Source organism: Flavobacterium sp. KY-23415 (assembly GCF_055384985.1).
Map to the genome: position 1 here is coordinate 697,299 of NZ_AP044001.1, position 18,950 is coordinate 716,248.

At 30.2% G+C, this 18,950-nt stretch carries 20 protein-coding genes; 12 read left to right on the forward strand and 8 right to left on the reverse strand.

The features are described from left to right. Window positions 1-5: 5 nt before the first annotated feature. From ACZ49Z_RS03415 to ACZ49Z_RS03450, 8 genes are all read right to left on the reverse strand, one after another. Window positions 6-719, reverse strand: coding sequence for a tetratricopeptide repeat protein (locus ACZ49Z_RS03415; protein ID WP_464306794.1), 714 nt, complete (start codon window positions 717-719; stop codon window positions 6-8). A 98-nt stretch (window positions 720-817) separates the two neighbouring features. After that, window positions 818-1,309, reverse strand: coding sequence for a hypothetical protein (locus tag ACZ49Z_RS03420; protein WP_464306795.1), 492 nt, complete (start codon window positions 1,307-1,309; stop codon window positions 818-820). Between the two features lie 75 nt (window positions 1,310-1,384). Next, window positions 1,385-2,338: a polymorphic toxin type 23 domain-containing protein gene (locus ACZ49Z_RS03425; protein WP_464306796.1), complete on the reverse strand. Its 954-nt coding sequence runs from the start codon at window positions 2,336-2,338 to the stop codon at window positions 1,385-1,387. 6 nt (window positions 2,339-2,344) lie between these two features. Continuing rightward, window positions 2,345-2,740 (reverse strand): type VI secretion system tube protein TssD, encoded by a 396-nt coding sequence (tssD, locus tag ACZ49Z_RS03430; RefSeq protein ID WP_464306797.1) that lies wholly within the window; start codon window positions 2,738-2,740, stop codon window positions 2,345-2,347. Window positions 2,741-2,827: 87 nt separating this feature from the next. Then, on the reverse strand, window positions 2,828-3,214 hold the full coding sequence (gene tssD, locus ACZ49Z_RS03435; protein WP_464306798.1) for a type VI secretion system tube protein TssD: 387 nt from the start codon (window positions 3,212-3,214) through the stop codon (window positions 2,828-2,830). Between the two features lie 105 nt (window positions 3,215-3,319). Further along, window positions 3,320-4,687, reverse strand: a complete 1,368-nt coding sequence (locus tag ACZ49Z_RS03440; RefSeq protein WP_464306799.1) for a DUF5458 family protein — start codon at window positions 4,685-4,687, stop codon at window positions 3,320-3,322. 6 nt (window positions 4,688-4,693) lie between these two features. Further along, window positions 4,694-5,158 (reverse strand): hypothetical protein, encoded by a 465-nt coding sequence (locus ACZ49Z_RS03445; protein ID WP_464306800.1) that lies wholly within the window; start codon window positions 5,156-5,158, stop codon window positions 4,694-4,696. Between the two features lie 27 nt (window positions 5,159-5,185). After that, window positions 5,186-6,172, reverse strand: a complete 987-nt coding sequence (locus tag ACZ49Z_RS03450; protein ID WP_464306801.1) for a PKD domain-containing protein — start codon at window positions 6,170-6,172, stop codon at window positions 5,186-5,188. Window positions 6,173-6,362: 190 nt separating this feature from the next. Between ACZ49Z_RS03450 and ACZ49Z_RS03455 the strand changes: the two genes are divergently transcribed. The 12 genes from ACZ49Z_RS03455 (at window position 6,363) to ubiE (ending at window position 18,950) form a co-directional block, all read left to right on the forward strand. After that, entirely contained in the window at window positions 6,363-7,109 is a 747-nt protein-coding gene (locus tag ACZ49Z_RS03455; RefSeq protein WP_464306802.1) for an electron transfer flavoprotein subunit beta/FixA family protein, read from the forward strand. A 68-nt stretch (window positions 7,110-7,177) separates the two neighbouring features. Next, window positions 7,178-8,146 (forward strand): electron transfer flavoprotein subunit alpha/FixB family protein, encoded by a 969-nt coding sequence (locus ACZ49Z_RS03460; RefSeq protein ID WP_464306803.1) that lies wholly within the window; start codon window positions 7,178-7,180, stop codon window positions 8,144-8,146. A gap of 256 nt (window positions 8,147-8,402) precedes the next feature. Beyond that, window positions 8,403-9,029 carry a bifunctional nuclease family protein gene (locus ACZ49Z_RS03465; protein WP_464306804.1) on the forward strand — a complete coding sequence of 209 codons (627 nt, stop codon included), beginning with the start codon at window positions 8,403-8,405 and terminating at the stop codon, window positions 9,027-9,029. Between the two features lie 15 nt (window positions 9,030-9,044). Next, the gene (locus ACZ49Z_RS03470; protein WP_464306805.1) at window positions 9,045-10,706 is read left to right on the forward strand and encodes a NupC/NupG family nucleoside CNT transporter; all 1,662 of its coding nucleotides are present in this window, start codon (window positions 9,045-9,047) and stop codon (window positions 10,704-10,706) included. Between the two features lie 77 nt (window positions 10,707-10,783). After that, window positions 10,784-11,068 carry a hypothetical protein gene (locus tag ACZ49Z_RS03475; protein WP_464306806.1) on the forward strand — a complete coding sequence of 95 codons (285 nt, stop codon included), beginning with the start codon at window positions 10,784-10,786 and terminating at the stop codon, window positions 11,066-11,068. Window positions 11,069-11,198: 130 nt separating this feature from the next. Next, entirely contained in the window at window positions 11,199-12,023 is an 825-nt protein-coding gene (locus ACZ49Z_RS03480; protein ID WP_464306807.1) for a thymidylate synthase, read from the forward strand. A gap of 7 nt (window positions 12,024-12,030) precedes the next feature. After that, entirely contained in the window at window positions 12,031-12,471 is a 441-nt protein-coding gene (locus ACZ49Z_RS03485; RefSeq protein WP_464306808.1) for an energy transducer TonB, read from the forward strand. 92 nt (window positions 12,472-12,563) lie between these two features. Next, a complete protein-coding gene (locus ACZ49Z_RS03490) occupies window positions 12,564-15,008 on the forward strand; it encodes a zinc-dependent metalloprotease (protein ID WP_464306809.1) in 2,445 nt (814 codons plus the stop codon). Between the two features lie 496 nt (window positions 15,009-15,504). Next, window positions 15,505-16,203, forward strand: a complete 699-nt coding sequence (locus tag ACZ49Z_RS03495; protein WP_464306810.1) for a DUF547 domain-containing protein — start codon at window positions 15,505-15,507, stop codon at window positions 16,201-16,203. An 81-nt stretch (window positions 16,204-16,284) separates the two neighbouring features. Continuing rightward, a complete protein-coding gene (locus ACZ49Z_RS03500; RefSeq protein WP_464306811.1) occupies window positions 16,285-17,646 on the forward strand; it encodes an aldehyde dehydrogenase in 1,362 nt (453 codons plus the stop codon). 46 nt (window positions 17,647-17,692) lie between these two features. Then, window positions 17,693-18,178, forward strand: coding sequence for a dihydrofolate reductase (locus ACZ49Z_RS03505; RefSeq protein WP_464306812.1), 486 nt, complete (start codon window positions 17,693-17,695; stop codon window positions 18,176-18,178). 40 nt (window positions 18,179-18,218) lie between these two features. Further along, entirely contained in the window at window positions 18,219-18,950 is a 732-nt protein-coding gene (ubiE, locus tag ACZ49Z_RS03510) for a bifunctional demethylmenaquinone methyltransferase/2-methoxy-6-polyprenyl-1,4-benzoquinol methylase UbiE (protein ID WP_464306813.1), read from the forward strand.

Consider the following 18,950-nt stretch of genomic DNA (forward strand, 5'->3'; position numbering starts at 1 on the left):
TACTACTAATTTGAATTTTCTTTTATTTTTTGTGTTGCTAACTGATAATCTGACTGGTATAATAATGCCTGTTTATAATCTAATAATGCTTTGTCTCTATCTCCCATTTTCAAAAATAAATTCCCTCTATTCGTTAGAATTTGAGCACTTCTGGGTTCAATATGTAAGGCTTTATTATAAGATTGCATTGCTTCATCATTCTTATTCATTAGTTCTAATACCACTGCTTTAGAATTGTGAGCTATAGCCCAATCTGGAGCAATTTCTAGCAATTTTTCAATAGTATAACATCCCTCTTCATACCTATTCATTTCAAATAAAACACCAATTTTATTCATATAAAACCATTTGTTTTTATTCTCTAATACCAAAGCCTCATTAAATGAACGTAACGATGAGTCAAGTTCATTTAATTTATAATACATCTTTCCTTTAAAGTTTTTAACATCTGGATTATTTGGTAAAATACTGTCTAAAATTATTGCCTTTTGAATTGCAAATTGATAATCTTTACTTCTTAATGCAGAAGCTATTTCTGCATTAACTTTTTTAGCATCATCAGGAAAGTTTTTTATTCTTTCTTTCAGTGCAATATTTTCAAGATTCAATTCTTTTAAATAAATATTATCAAACGTATCATTTAAAGATTGACTCGATAAGTTATGTGAATTAAAAAAAAATAAAAAAACTATTATATATTGTAACCCTTTTTTTTTCATTTGTTATTAATTTTAATAATATCATTCAGTGTAATTCTAACACTAAGACCTATCTTAAAACACTCAATAACAATTAACAAAATATTCTAAGTAAGGCATTAAAGATTAATAGGATGATAAATATACTTTACAGTATTTTCTTCATTATTACTCTCTCTATCTCTTGAAAAAATTGTATCTGCAATAATAACTGCATTTCTATAAGTGAATCTTTTCCTATACCAATTATAGGATTCTAAGAATAAACTATCGCCTTTAATTTTATAAACATTATGGTCTAAACTTGTGTCAATTTTTTTTATACTTTCAATTAAATCTTCCAGATTATAATATCCCCCTGACTCTTTCCACAAGCCATTATCTGTAAACTGACAATAAAAATACCTGTTAAAAAAAATTATTGTATCCTTACTTGGAATATTTCCTTTTAACGCTGGATGATCCCTATCTGGATAATTTATTCTATAACTGTCAACTTTATATTCAAATTTTTCTTCTGAATTAGAAATATAAATTCCATTCGTTTTCAACAATGATAACTTTGGTAAAACAAAATCTTTATCATAATATTTATATTCTTCTTTTGGCATTATCTTTTTAGAGTTATAAAATGATTTCTCACAACTCAATAAAATAAGAAAAATTAAGAATGAATATTTTTTCAATTAAAATTGTTGATTTAATGGTGTATATTGAAATTCCCAATAATTTGGATTCGTTGAAGGTATTACATGAAAATTAATGACATTATGAATACTATTTTGAGACCACATGTGTCCAGCTCCTAAGCCATTTAAACCAAATTCTCCTTGCGGTGTTTTTAGCCTAAAAGATGTTCTTCCCTGATTTAAATTAAAATCATGCATCTGGTTATTCCAAGTAATTCCACCTCTATATTCATTAAGATAATCTTGATTAAGTTCTGAAGCAATATTTGGTTTATGAAGAAAATATTTTTCATAAAATCCGCTATTATCAGGTGCAGGGATGTTTTTTTCGAAAACATCCAGCTTCATTTCATCAGAAGCTACTGTTTTCCCATCAATAACACTTTTAGTCCGTGGTTCAACATCTGTATCTGCAGTAAAAACATCACTTGCAATAACCAATTGATAGTCACTATTATTGTTTCCAATAGTAATATTCCCACCACCTGTCCACCAACGATCATACCCATCACTTATTCCAATTTTATGAAAACCTTGAAAATCATTATAGGTCTGAAAACTAAAATCAAAAGCCCTAACTTGAAGAAAACCTACATGCTGATTTCTACTATTATTATTTAGAATAAAATTTGTTCCTAATGTTGCAGAATACTTGTAATTATCTTCCATACCCGATCCACTATTCAAATGCAACGGTCTTATTGTCATTGGTTCTCCTTCCCCACCACCAACAGTAAGCTTACCAGTAATAACAGTATCAATATTAAAATTTGAACTATTCGGCAATGCACCTAAACCTCCATTATAGAAATTCACACCAAGATTCACACCTGGAGTTACAAAGTTAAATTTTTGACTTATTCCAACACCTGCAGTTCCAGACATATACGTTTTAGGCCCACCAAAGTGAATACTTAAACCTATGAAAAAATTAGCTTCTAATTCATCCATAACTTTCTAAAATTTTAATGGCCAGTTACGACTAAATTTAGATCCATTCATAATAATTTCCTTAGCAGAAATAATAATTTCTACACTCATTGAGGAATTACTTTGAGCTAAGAAAATTTCATTATATCCTATACAATATCCGTCGTTAAACTGCAATTCTCTCATTTTAGAAACAGCATCTCTTCTAAAAAAAGTTACCTTCCCATTTTTTGTTTGATTATTACTAATCATCCAATCAAATAGCATGGTACTTTTTGTAGATTCTAAAACAACTCTAAATCTACCACCGTTTGGGTCTGCAGAAGGCTTTCCACTTTTATCAATATCTTGTCCAATTGAGAATTGGAACTCTAAGACATTCATAACCTCCCCGTCAATTTCAAATTTTGCTAAAAAAGACATATCTATAAAGTTTGATTATTTAAAAAATGACAATAAAGGGTTAGTAATACTAACCCTTTAAAATTCATTACTATAAAGAAAAGATTATTATACCCATTCGTTAATATGCTCACCACCACCCATAGAAATTTCTTTTGCAGAAATAGTAAAAGACTCTACTAATGGATTGCTTCCTGTAGCATCAAAAGATTCTTTATATTTAATTAAATAACCTTCTTTGAAGTTTAATTCTTTTAATTTTGCGTCAGTATCTCGTTTTACATACTGAATTGACCCATCTTTTCTTTCAAAGTTATTCGTCATCCATTCGAAGAAGAATGAATCCCCAGTTGACTCAACTACTAAATTAATTGTTCCACCACGAGTAACCGAAGAAGGTCTTCCGCTTGCGTCAACCTCTTGGAATAAGTCATAAGTTGCACTTAAAATGTTTAATTCTTTCCCGCCAACTTTTAGTTTTGATTTAAATGACATAATGTAATATTTAAAGATTAAAATTTAATGTTTATAGTTTGTTTGTTTTTCAAAAGTAATAAAAAAAATTAAAAATTTTCTTCCCTATTGTTACTTTTTTATTGATTATGATTCCGCATAATCAGTATCCCAATCATTACCATCATCTCCTTTTTGTCCATCCATTTTAATTAAGAAATTTTTAGCCGGAAAATAAGGTTTTAGTCTAATATCAAGAAAGATTCTATCTTTTTGATTTGGATCTTGTTCAAATCTTTTAATATCAAAATCTTCAATAAGTTTATCTGGACCAGCAACATTATCTAAGAATTTAACAATTTGATTTAAGATTTCTTTTCTTGTTTTTGCATTAAAATTTTCAAAAGCTCTTCTATTTAAAAAATCCATAAGAACCTTGGTAATGTAATCAAATACACGAACTACAGAATAAGTTTGAAGCCCTAAGTTATCTCCATTAAATAATGTTTTCCCTGAAAAAGCCATTACTTTCCCATATTCATTAACCATCGGTATCAAACCAAGATTTTCTAAATTAGCAATTTCACTTTTCTTCAAATCAAATTTAACACCATCAACCTCATTAATCCCTCCAAATTTCTTACCTGCAGTAATTTGAGACATTAAAGTATTATATACTTTCCCCGCCAATGCCATTGAAGGAGCAACATATAGATCATCTTCTTCTTCAATTTCGTCATGTTTACCTCTACCCACAAGCCAGTTACATGCCATCATTACATTTGAACGATAGGTATCCCCTCCTGTTAAATTTGCAGATTCAAACATTTCCATAACATCGTCTGGTTCATCTAAATGCTGAAAGTCTGTTATTAACATGACTTTATTATCATATGCTATTTTTGCCCATTTTTCAACTACTTTGTTAGAACCTAAATAACCTGGAATAACTAATATAGAATAATTTTGCCTCAAATCTAAACGATCAAAACCATTCACTAATTCTTCCTGAATACTATCTATAAAGCGAGTATTATCTAAATCACTTAATTGTTCTAACTCAGCGTTAACAATTGATATGTTTTTAAGTTTACTTTCTTCTGTATTTTTATAAAAAAGAGCAATACTTCTATAGTTCTCTTCTAATTCTTTAACTTCTTCAATTGCAATTTTAAGATTCTTCTTAAATGTCTTTTCTGCTTCTTCTGATTTATTTGTACAATCATTCACTAAATCTACCAAATTATCCGAAGATTTTAATGAATCCGACCACAATCTTAATATTTTTTTTAGATTTTGACGTTCTGCTTTTTTATTAGATTCTGTTAAAAAAATATTTTTTCTAGCTTTTCTTTCTGGATTCAAATTCTGAACTCCTTCTATTGATCCTTCTAATAAATCAAATCCTCCAAACTGTATAAATGATTCTAAACTCTGCTCTAACGAACGTGATTGTACTTCTTTATGCTCTTCATTAATCCCTGATAAAGCACTACTATTTTCATTGCTTGCCATAATTGTTTATTTGTCTGATTCTTCTATTTCTGAAATTAAAGTTTCTAATGTTTCTATAATAGATCTTTTAGCATCTGGATCTTGCAAGGCTAATTTCAAAACCTTATTAGTCTTCAGCTGTTTAATCATTTTTTTATATTGTTCATTTTTTGTCTTTAAATCAGTCAAAATAGAACTTTGTTGCGAAATTCCGTTAATAGAGAAATCTCCAACATTTTTAAACTGTAATTCTTCTCTAACTGTTTGCCCATTTTCATCTTCGAAGCTTACTTTTACTTTGGGATCAAAATGTTCAAAAACTTCATCCATATTTTTTAAACCAGTAACTACTTGAGGTTTTACAGGCGTATTTGGTGTTAGCTTTTGTGCTATTAATGTTCTATTTTGTGGAATTTCTAAAATCCCTTCTTGTCCTTCTACTTTGACTTCGTTCCCTCCGATTCCATAGCTATTTGAAAATGTGTTCGCCATATTTATTTGTTTTTTAGTGATACAGATTTAAAAAAATGTTTTAAACTTAAAACTTACATGTATTGTTTCAATACATTTATCTTTCTCTTTATTAATTGTAACTTTCCTTACTTTTATTCCCTTATTTCGTATTGACTTATAGAATTGCTCTAAAGTCATGAATCTTTTATCCGAATTTACTTTTATTAAAGGAGGAAAATCATAGCAAAAATTATTCTTAAAATTACTTAATGAAATCTTATCCTCAGATATTAAATACATTAACTCACTAAACTCTGTTTCATTTATTGTTTTTATTACCGAAGGCACTAAACGCGTTGCTTCAGCTTCCGGTAAAGCTCGAACTATTGTATCTGGTTTTATTTCAACAATTTTTCTTTTCTTTTTTTCAACCTTCGTTGGTGCACCTGAAACAACAACAATATCACTAAATTTAATATTCTTTTTGTCACCATTAACCACCAATGAAACTGTCTTAACACCTAAAGTTCGATATGCATATCTTGGATTTTTAGACTTGCTATCTACTTTACCACTTTCTCCAAATCTCCATTCCCATGTTTCTGCATTATTCGTTTTATCCTGAAATTGCACACTTTCCCCTTGTGTCACTCTATCTGGTGCATTAAAATCTACTTCTAATTTTTCTACAACGACAACTTGCTTCTGTGAAATTTTTATACTTTTTTCTATCTCACAAGACTCATTAACCAAAAGTTTAACTTTATAATTACCTGGTTTAGTAAACACGTGACCAATTTTAGATTTATACGAAATGTCTGTGCCGTCACCAAAATACCATCTCCATGAAAACGAACTACTAGAATTTTCTGAAAAAGTAATCAACTCACCTACAGTAAACTCTGAAGCTTCTATTTTAAAATCAACCACTTCACACGTCTCTTCATTTGCTTTTTGAAAAGCAAGCAAAGCACATGAAAAAATAAAGATTGATATAAAAAAGAGAATTATTTTAAAATCAAAATGGGTTTTAATTTGGTTTTTAGTATTCATTAATCTATAGTTATCTTAAATTCTTAAAACAAAGAACAGTCCAAATATATAAAAAAAAAATGTAGTTAAAATCATTCTATTTTATATTTTATCATTGTTAATAAAAAAATATTATGCACGCATAGTATTTTATGATTTTTTTTAGTAAATTCGTAACCTTGAAATATATATAATTTTAATTTAAAAATAAATGAAAATATTAGTTTGCATCAGTCATGTACCTGATACTACATCAAAAATTAACTTCACAAACAACGATACTGAGTTTGACACCAATGGTGTGCAATTTGTAATTAACCCAAATGACGAATTTGGACTAACTAGAGCAGTTATGTTCAAAGAGAAACAAGGTGCTACGGTTACCGTAGTAAACGTTGGAGGTCCTGACGCAGAAGCTACACTTAGAAAAGCACTTGCAATTGGTGCTGACGAAGCAATCAGAATAAACGCTAACCCAAAAGACGGTATGTTCGTTGCAAAACAATTAGCAAAAGTTGTTAAACAAGGCGGATACGATTTAGTTATTGCTGGAAAAGAATCATTAGACTACAACGGAGGTATGGTTCCAGGAATGCTTGCTGGCATCCTTAATTACAACTTCATAAACTCTTGTACAGGATTAGAAATTGAAGGCAATAATGCAAAAGCAACGAGAGAAATAGATGGTGGAAAAGAAAACCTATCTACAAATCTACCATTAATAATAGGAGGACAAAAAGGACTAGTTGAAGAAAAAGACTTAAGAATTCCAAACATGAGAGGTATCATGATGGCACGTTCTAAAGCACTTACTGTTAACGAACCTACAGGTGACGAAAACGCTACTAAAGCAGTAAAATTTGAAAAACCTGCTCCAAAATCAGCAGTAAAATTAGTAAATGCAGATAATCTAGACGAGTTAGTAAATTTATTACACAACGAAGCTAAAGTAATCTAGTTATAACGTTTTTATTTTTAACCAAAAAGGTTAAATTTCAAACCATTATTCAATTTAAACTAAAAAATATGTCAATATTAATATATGCTGAATCAGCAGAAGGAAAATTTAAAAAAGTAGCACTTGAAATTGCTTCATATGCAAAAAAAGTAGCAGATACAATCGGAACAACAGTTACAGCGATTACAATTAATAATAATGATAACTCTGAGTTAGCAAAATACGGAGTATCAAAAGTATTAAAGATATCAAATGACAAATTAAACGTTTTTAATGCAAAAGCATACACTGACGTAATTAAACAAGCTGCAGAAAAAGAAAGCAGTAAATTAATCATTTTATCTTCAACAACAGATAGTTTATATTTAGCTCCACTTGTTTCAATCGGATTAAATGCAGGTTATGCATCAAACGTAGTTGCTCTTCCAGAAAGCACTTCTCCGTTTCAAGTAAAAAGAAACGCTTTTTCAAACAAAGCATTCAACATTACAGAAATCACTACAGACGTAAAAGTTATCGGAATTGCCAAAAATTCATTTGGGTTGGTTGAAGCAAACACTTCACTTACAGAAGAAGATTTCGCAGCAACATTAAACGATGCAGACTTTAGTATTAAAGTTGAAAACGTAGAAAAAGTAACAGGAAAAGTAACAATTGCAGATGCAGAAATTGTAGTTTCTGCAGGACGCGGAATGAAAGGACCAGAAAACTGGGGAATGATTGAAGAATTAGCTACTGTACTTGGTGCTGCAACTGCATGCTCAAAACCAGTATCAGACATTGGATGGAGACCTCATAGCGAGCACGTGGGACAAACAGGAAAACCAGTTGCAGCAAACCTTTATATCGCTGTAGGGATTTCAGGTGCCATTCAGCACATCGCAGGAATTAACTCTTCTAAAGTAAAAGTTGTTATCAATACAGACCCAGAAGCTCCTTTCTTTAAGGTAGCTGACTACGGAATTGTTGGTGATGCTTTTGAAGTTGTTCCACAATTAATCGAAAAATTAAAAGCTTTCAAAGCCAATAACGCTTAATTTTTTAAGTGTTTAAAAATATATTATATTAAAATTAGAGTTATCTTTGTTTAGATAGCTCTTTTTTTTATTTTTGGAGCGCAATGGCTTGCGCTTTTATGCAAATCATTTTCCTGCTGTTCACTTCAATCTTTTTATAGGTTATTCACCATAAAAAAGGATTTTCGTTTCCATCAGGGCTAATAAAAAACATCTGTAACCTATAAAAACCTTTAAGTATTACACTACAAAGTAGATACTTATTACAAATTGGACAATGAGTTTAGTAAAATTAACAATAAAAGGCATATCCTATAGCCAAACACAAAATGGTGCTTACGCCCTGATATTAAATGAAGTTGATGGAGAAAGAAAATTACCAATTGTTATAGGTGCTTTTGAAGCACAATCAATCGCAATTGCATTAGAAAAAGAAATTAAACCACCTCGTCCGTTAACACACGATTTGTTTAAAAATTTTGCCGACAGATTTGATATCATTGTAAAACAAGTAATTATTCACAAATTGGTTGATGGCGTTTTCTTCTCTAGCATCATTTGTGAAAGAGACAAAATAGAAGAAATTATAGACGCAAGAACTTCAGATGCTATAGCCTTAGCACTTCGTTTCAGCGCACCAATTTTTACCTATAAAAACATTTTAGACAAAGCTGGAATTTATCTTAAAATAAACCCTTCAGAAACAGAAGAGAACAAAGACAACAACGATGTTCTTTCTACCCCAGAAACATTTGGAATAGAAGAAAAAACCGCAAACAAAACAGAAGATTTATCAAATAATTCTCTTGAAGAACTATATACTAAACTAGACGAAGCTGTTCAAAATGAAGATTATGAGAAAGCAGCAAAAATTAGAGACGAAATCTCAAAAAAAGAATCTTAATCCAAACGTAACAAAATGCTAAAAAAAATATTTTTATTAATTACACTTACCTTTTCATTACTGAATTTAAGTGCGCAAGAAATTGAAAAAAAATGGCAATCAAAAAACGCTGAGAGTGCATTTTTAGAATTAAAAGAAGGAACGTATAATTTAAAACTAGCATCAGATAGCCTCCCACAAAAAGGCGATTACCTAATACAAGATAAATTTTTATTTCTTTTCGAAAACGGATCTGATTCTCCCACTAAACGCTTTGTTATAGACACAAAAACAGACTCTACTCTAACATTAAAAAAAGGAGATAAAGCCTATTCATTTTTCTCATCTAACAAAACCAAAGAAAAGAATACCAACAAAGCTAGTTTGGTTGAAAGCACTGGTCTAACAGGAATAGGCATTACTAGAGGAATAATAGGAATGATAGCTTTGTTAGCAATTGCTTTTCTTTTTAGTGCAAACAGAAAAGCAATCAATTGGAAGACTGTAGCAATTGGCCTAATAGCACAATTAATTTTAGCTTTTGGAATATTAAAAGTTCATTTTGTGCAATTATTTTTCGATTTTGTTGGAAAACTGTTCACTAAAGTACTAGAATTTACAAGAGCAGGAAGTGAATTCCTTCTTGGCGGAATGATGGACATTAAAAGTTTCGGATTCATTTTTCTATTTCAAGTTTTACCAACAATTATTTTCTTTTCAGCTCTAACTTCATTACTTTTCTATCTAGGGATCATTCAAAAAGTTGTAAAACTATTAGCCATAGTACTCACAAAATTATTAAAAATATCTGGAGCTGAAAGTCTATCAGTTGCAGGAAATATATTTCTAGGACAAACAGAAGCACCTCTATTAATTAAAGCTTATTTAGAAAAAATGAATAAGTCAGAAATCTTACTGGTAATGGTTGGAGGAATGGCTACTGTAGCTGGTGGAGTTCTTGCTGCTTACATAGGTTTTTTAGGAGGTGGAGACAAAGTTTTAGAAGCAGAATTTGCTAGACATTTATTAGCTGCCTCAGTCATGGCTGCACCTGGAGCTATAATTATTTCTAAAATTTTATACCCTCAAACAGAGATAATCGATACCAATGTAGAAGTAACAAAAGAAAAAATAGGATCCAACATATTAGATTCTATTGCAACAGGAACATCGGAAGGATTAAAATTAGCAGCTAATGTAGCAGCAATGCTTCTAGTTTTCATTGCCTTTATTGCAATGCTAAATTACGGATTAGACAAAATAGGATATTATACAGGATTAAATAGTTTTATCGCAGAAAACACTCCCTATACAAAATTTTCATTAGAGACAATTTTAGGTTTAATATTTTCTCCTTTGATGTGGTTAATAGGAGTAGCTACAGAAGACATGATGCTTATGGGGCAATTATTAGGAATAAAATTAGCTGCTTCAGAATTTGTAGGTTACATACAGTTAGCACAATTAAAAAATGTAGCAAATGAAATACATTTTACCTACGAAAAATCAGTAATCATGGCCACCTATATGCTTTGTGGTTTTGCTAACTTTGCTTCTATCGGAATTCAAATTGGTGGTATTGGATCATTGGCTCCAAATCAAAGAAAAACATTGTCAGAATTTGGACTAAAAGCAGTTATTGGTGGAAGTATTGCTTCATTACTATCTGCAACTATTGCAGGAATGATTATAGGTTAATTACGAATAATACATTATAATTTATGCTTATTAATCATTTTTACAATTGTCCTTCATGTAAAGCAAAAAACAAAATTATGATTGACGCTGACGACAGAGGTCAATTACAAATGAAAAAAGGCGAAGAAATTGGCTTTACTTGTAATTTTTGTCATAAAAAAGAAAAGATACATATAAACAAAATTTACGCTGAACCAACTAAAATCGGTTTTATCATAGGATTTATAATTAGCTGTATTATTACTATATTATTTTGGAATTTAGGCTTTGTAATAGTTCTTACATTTGGACTCCCTATGGGTATTTATTTATATCAGCAAAGCTTAGCAAGAAATTTTAATAATTACAGAATTCGAAAATAATTTTTATCATTCCGAACTTGTTTCGGAATCTAAAAATGAGATGCTGAAAATAAATTCAGCATGACAATAACCGTAAAATTTACAAAGTTGAAACTTTTAACCTTCAACTTACAACTTTTATCTTAAAAACATGAAACAATATCACGACTTAGTAAAACATGTATTAGAAAACGGTAACCAAAAAGGTGACCGAACAGGGACAGGAACTATTAGTGTATTTGGTTATCAAATGCGTTTCGATTTAAGCAAAGGTTTTCCTATGGTTACCACAAAAAAGCTACATCTTAAATCTATTATCTATGAATTATTATGGTTTTTGAAAGGAGACACTAATATTAACTATTTAAAAGAAAACGGTGTTAAGATTTGGGATGAATGGGCAGATGAGAATGGAAATTTAGGACCTGTATATGGACATCAATGGAGAAACTGGAACAGCGAAGAAATAGATCAAATTACAGAATTAATTGAAACTTTAAAAACAAACCCAAACAGTAGAAGAATGTTAGTTTCTGCATGGAATCCTAGTGTTTTGCCAAACACTTCAATTTCATTTTCAGAAAATGTAGCCAATGGCAAAGCAGCTTTGCCTCCTTGTCATGCTTTTTTTCAGTTTTATGTTGCAGACGGAAAATTGAGTTGTCAATTATATCAAAGAAGTGCAGATATTTTCTTAGGAGTTCCTTTTAATATTGCTTCTTATGCATTATTTACCATGATGATTGCACAAGTTTGCGATTTGCAAGTAGGCGATTTTATTCACACATTTGGAGATGCTCACATCTATAATAACCACATCGAACAATTAGAGTTACAATTATCTCGTGAATGTCGCCCATTGCCTACAATGAAATTAAATCCTGAAATTAAAAATATTTTCGATTTTAAATTTGAAGATTTCACTTTAGAAGGATACGATCCTCATCCACATATTAAAGGAGCTGTTGCTGTTTAAACTATTTATGAAAAAAATTTTACTTTTATTTCTATTTGTTTCATTTTTTGGTTTTTCCCAAATTGAAATTGAAACTACTAATATTAATTCTGAAAACAAGGAAATGGGTATTTCCGTTATAGAGGATATTCCATTATTTAAAGAATGTGAAAAGACTGAAAAAGAAAAACACATTGAATGTTTCAATGAAATGATTCAAAATCACATTAAAAGTAATTTTAAGTACCCAATTTTAGCTGCAAAATATGGAATACAAGGAATGGTTCTTATTCAATTTACCATTAACAAAGAAGGAAAAATAACTAACATTACATCTAAGGGACACCAATTACTAACTGACGAAGCTGAGAGAATCATTAGCTTATTACCTCAATTAAAACCAGGAAAACAAAGAGGAAAAACAGTAAATGTAAAGTATGGTTTACCCATAAGTTTTAAATTAGAATAAAACTACAACAAATCACTATTTTTATTTTCTTTAAAAAACCCTTTTTTCATTACTTTAATTTGTAGTATTTTAGCAAAAACAACTACAATAAAATGAAAAAAATTACATTTCTAATCCTCCTTCTATTATCCTTTAATAGTGGCTATTCGCAAATATGGAAAAAGAAAAAACCTAAAAAAACAGAAACAAATATTCCTATTGAAAAGAAAAAAGACACAAAAATAAAGGACTATAATTCTGTCATAACAAAAGAAGCAAAAACTTCAAACGGATTGTTCAAAGTACATAAAGTTATTGACAAATACTACTTTGAAATTCCGAACAATCTACTAAACAAAGACATGCTTTTAGTCAGCAAATTTGCCAAAGTACCTGAAGGCTTAGGTGGTGGCTATGTTAATGCAGGAACAGAAATGAACACTCAAATGATAATTTGGGATCGATTTGAAGACAAACTTTTAATAAAAGTCAAATCAGCAAATAGTATTGCTAATGACAGTTTGCCAATTAACATTTCAGTCAAAGCAAACAATAACGACATCACATTATATGCCTTTGATATTAATGCTTTTTCAAAAGATTCTACAGCAACAGTAATTGATGTTACAAAATTCTTCACTACAGATGTAAAAGCAATTAGCGGTTTATCACCTGAAATTAGAGAAGCATATAAAGTAAAAAACCTTGACGAAAGTAGAAGTTTCATTAACTATATCAAAGCCTTTCCTTTGAATATTGAAATACTCCAAGATTTTACCTATAATGCAGCTAAACCATCTGTTTTAGAAAATACGGAAACAATCAGTGTTCAAATGAGCCAATCAATGATTCTTCTCCCAGAAATCCCGATGAAACCAAGGCTGTTCGATTCCCGTGTTGGTTGGTTTACATTAAACAAATATGATTACAGTAGTGAAGAACTAAAAACGGACAAAAAAACATACATCAGACGTTGGAGATTAGAACCAAAAGACCCCGAAGCCTATGCAAGAGGCGAACTAGTTGAGCCAATAAAACCAATCATTTACTATATAGACCCAGCAACTCCTGAAAAACTTAGATCTTACATAAAAAAAGGAGTGGAAGAATGGCAAAAACCATTTGAAGCCGCAGGGTTCAAAAATGCGATCCTAGCAAAAGATCCTCCTACAAAAGAGGAAGACCCAGAATTTAGCCCAGAAGACATTCGCTATTCGGTAATTCGATATGTAGCAAGCACAACAAGAAATGCAATAGGACCAAGCATTTCAGACCCAAGAACAGGAGAAATAATTGAAAGCGACATTATCTGGTATCACAACCATTTGCGTTCTTACAGAAATAGATATCTCCTTGAAACAGGAGCAGCAAATCCATCAGCAAGAACCTTACACACCAATGAAGAAGAGTTAGGAGAAATGATGCAAATGGTAATTGCTCATGAAGTAGGACATGCCTTAGGATTCCCACACAACATGAGCGCTAGTTGCGCCTATAATGTAGAAGATTACAGAAAACCAGCTTTCACTAAACTCAATGGAATATCTGCAAGCATAATGGACTACGCTAGATATAACTACATTGCACAACCAGGAGATAAAGATGTACGTTTCATTAGACAAATGGGACCATATGATACTTATGCAGTAAATTGGGGTTATCGATTAATTCCTAACGCAAAAACACCCGAAGACGAAATCTCGACATTAGACCAATGGATTCTTGAAAAAGAAGGAAATCCTATATATGAGTTCGGAAAACAATCAAGTAATTTTGATCCTTATTCGCAAACAGAAGACATTGGGAATGATGCCGTCAAAGCAAGTACCTATGCCATTAAAAACTTAAAAATAGTTGCTAAAAATTTACCCGATTGGACAAGTAAAGAAACTAACAATTACGACGATCTTGAAGAATTATACGGAGAATTACTTTCGGTTTGGAGCAGATACATTGGACATGTTGTAACCTATGTTGGTGGTGTAAATGAATTGGAAAAAAAACCAAATCAAACTGGAGCTGTTTATAATATTATTCCAAAAGAAAAACAACAAGAAGCTGTAAAATGGTTAATTGAAAATGCTTTTTCGAATCAAAATTGGCTAGTTGACACTTCAATTTTAAATAAAATAACTCCTGATGGATACAACCAAAAGCTATTGAATTACCAAACAAGACATTTGAACAGCCTAATAAGCATAGAAAGACTAGGAAGACTCCTAGATGCTGAATTCGTAAACTCTAAAAATTACAAAGCACTAGAATTGCTTTCAGATATTAGAAAAGGAATTTGGAATTACAACACAAATAACAACATAAACATTAGTCAAAGAAACATACAAAAAGCACACTTAGAACGATTAATTTCACTCTACAAAGACAACACCAAGCACAATTTTAATGTTAACCAATCAGATATAAAATCGTTACTTTTTGGTGAGTTACTTGAATTAAAAAAAGACTTAAATATTGCCAAAAATACAACTAGAGAAACTGAAACTAAATATCATTTCTTAGAATGCATTAACAGAATAGAGAAAACTATAGACAATAAATAGGTTTCAAATTAATTATTTTACAATTACATAATGAATAAATATTTTATCAAATTGTATCAGGTAATTTTATTTGAGAGCTTATAAAAAAACAATGATTTTACTAAAAAAAAACAAACATAATGCAACTATCATAAAATTTAACATAAGATTAAGCCTCAAAACAAATACTTAAAAATTAGTGAATTATTCACTCTTTTAAAATTAAAATTTTTAAAAAAACATTCCGAGACACCATAAATTAAAATATATTCAATAATCAAATTTACACCATAACTATACTCAAGTAAAAATATTTCAACTCATCTAACCAAAATAAAATTTGGCTCGCTTTTTGATAACAATCTGTAACGAAATGCAAAAAAGTTTATATTTAAATGGTTTTCAGGCTTTTATTTGAAAAAAAGTTATTATTTTTGACAATAATTTAGCCTTAACTAAATAGTTTTTACTATTTTTGCGCTCGTTTTTTCGGAATTTATAAAATTAAAAGAGAATTATGAAGAGAATTATTTTACTGTTATTATTAACTTTAAACCTATCAGGGTTTAGCCAAGTCATCACATTTTCAGAATATGACGATTTCCTAAAAAAGCATGTATCAAGCAAAGGTGTAGTAGATTATGACAAAGTGTTAAAAAACTTAAAAGACATCAACAACATCACCTACAATTTTTCTAAAATTTCACCAAACAAAAGTTGGTCAGAAGCAGAAGTAAAAACATACTGGATCAATGTTTACAATGCCAATATTATCAAATTATTAGCAGAAAACTATCCAATAAAAAGCATCAATTACATTAGAGACCCATTCAAAATGGAGTTTATTGATTTTGATGGCGGTAAAATTTCATTAGATTATATCGAACATGAAATACTTAGACCAATGAATGATCCAAGAGTACATTTCGCATTGTATTCAACCGCTATTTCTTCTCCTTTACTTAGAAATACAGCTTACACTTCGAACAGTATCGATTATGATTTAGATGTTGCTACAAGTCTTTTTATTAATGATTCCTCAAAAAATCTATTAGGTTCTGCTTCTTCTAATTTATCAAAAGTTTTTGAATGGTATTTTACAGATTTCATAGGAAATGTAACTATTGTTGATTTTATCAATAAATACTCTACCACACATATTAGCGCAGATACAAAACTTACTTTTTCTGAATACGACTGGAATTTACATAAATAGTATTAAAAAATTACATACCTTATGCCTGTTTAATACCTTTGTATTAAACAGGCATTTTTTATTTCAACACTTTACCAAAAGATGAAAACAATAATCAACAATCAAAGAACATTCTTCAATAAAAATACAACAAAAGAAATAACGTTTAGAATTAATCAATTAAGCAAACTGAAAAACATTCTAAAAGCAAACGAATCGGTACTTAATGATGCTATTTATCAAGATTTTAAAAAATCGCCCTTTGACAATTACACCAATGAGCTTAGCCTACTTTACAAAGACATAGACGAAGCTATAAAAAACATAAAAAAATGGTCAAAAAGAAAACGTGTATCCACAAATATTGTTAACCTACCTGCAAAGAGCTACATTTTACCCGAACCACTAGGAGTTACTTTAATAATAGGAGCTTGGAACTACCCCTATCAATTATCCTTTAGTCCAGCAATAGCCGCAATAGCAGCTGGAAACACAGTAATATTAAAACCCAGTGAATTAGCCAAAAATACTAGTGCAATTATTGCAAAATTAATAAACGAAAATTTTAACCCAGATTTTTTTCTAGTAATTGAAGGTGGAATTCCAGAGACTACAGCACTCTTAAATGAAAAATTCGATAAAATATTTTTTACTGGGAGTGTTCCTGTTGGCAAAATAGTTTATCAAGCAGCTGCAAAAAACCTTACACCAGTAACCTTAGAATTAGGAGGTAAAAGCCCTGCAATTGTAACAGAAAATTGCAATTTAAAAATGACAGCAAAAAGATTAATTTGGGCAAAATTTTTAAACTCAGGACAAACGTGCATAGCACCAGACTATGTTTTTGTACATGAATCTATCAAAAACGCTTTTTTAACAGAATGTAAAATCGCAATTGAACAATCCAATTATAGTTTTGAAAACAGCAATTATGTTCAAATAATAAACGAACAAAACACCAAAAGATTAGTATCTCTAATAGAAAAAGAAAAAATATTCTACGGTGGAAATTACAACATTAATGAAAGATATATTCAACCCACATTACTGCAAAATATAGACGTAGAAGACAAAATAATGCAAGATGAGATATTTGGCCCAATTTTACCCGTATTAAGCTACACAAATATTAACAAAGTTATTTCATACATAAAATCAAAACCAAAACCATTATCTTGCTATTTGTTTACAGATGATAAAAAAACAAAAGAAAAGATCACAAACGAAATTTCTTTTGGCAATGGAGGCATAAATGAAGCGATAATGCAAATTACCAACAGTAATCTCCCTTTTGGAGGAGTTGGAGATAGTGGACTAGGAGCATATCATGGAGAAGAAGGATTCAGAACTTTTTCACACTACAAAAGTATTCTAGAAAAACCAACTTGGATAGAGCTGAATCTTAAATATTACCCTCATACTTTGAAAAAATTAAAAATAATCAAGTTACTATTGAAACTATAACCTTAAATTCACAAAAAACAAACTCTTTAATTTTACATAAAAAAACATGATTACAATTATAGCTGCTGCTGCCGAAAATGATGCATTAGGCAAAGACAATGATTTAGTTTGGCACTTACCTAATGATTTCAAAAGATTTAAATCTTTAACAACAGGACATCATATTATAATGGGTAGAAAAACTTTTGAAAGCTTCCCGAAACCACTACCAAATAGAACACACGTCATTATTACACGCCAAAAAAACTACACAGCTCCTGAAGGATGCATTGTAACGAACAGCTTAACAAAAGCAATTTCAATGTGCCCTGAAAACGAAGAAATCTTCATTATAGGTGGTGGTGAAATATACAAGCAATCTATTGAATTTGCAGATAAAATAGAACTAACACGAGTACATACCAATGTAGAAGCAGATACATTTTTCCCAAAAATAGATGAACACATTTGGAAATTAAGCAATAGCGAGCCACAACATAAAGATGAAAAACATCAATTTGACTTCACATATCTAACTTACATTAGAAAATGAGAATATAATTTGTATTTTTGCACTTCATAAAATCAAGATAATGTCTAAAAACATAACTCCCTATAAAAATTCTGAATTAGGTAAGAAAGAACAAGTTGCACAAATGTTCGATTCTATTTCTGGAAATTATGACGGTTTAAATCGAGTAATTTCGTTCGGAATTGACATCAAATGGCGAAAAAAAGTTTTAAAATTAGTAGCTGAAAAAAAACCAAAATCAGTATTAGATATTGCAACTGGAACAGGTGATTTAGCCATCTTAATGACAAATACTTCTGCTGAAGAAATAATAGGATTAGATATTTCTGCAGGTATGCTAGAAGTAGGTAAAAAGAAAATTAAAGATAAAAAACTAGACAATAAAATTGAAATGGTTCTAGGTGATAGTGAAAACATTCCTTATCCTGATAATTATTTTGATGCAATAACAGTAGCATTTGGTGTACGTAATTTTGAAAACCTTGAAAAAGGACTTACTGAAATCTTAAGAGTATTAAAACCTAATGGAATATTTGTCATTTTAGAAACTTCAGTACCTACAAAATTTCCATACAAACAAGGCTATGCCTTTCACACAAGATTCATTTTACCAATCATAGGAAAACTCTTCTCAAAAGACAAGTCAGCCTACAAATATCTATCTGATTCTGCTAATATTTTCCCTTTTGGTGAAGCTCTAAACAATATTTTAAGAAAAGTTGGGTTTATAGATGTAAAGCACTTACCCCAAACATTTGGAGTAGCAACAATTTATCAAGCTTCAAAAAAATAA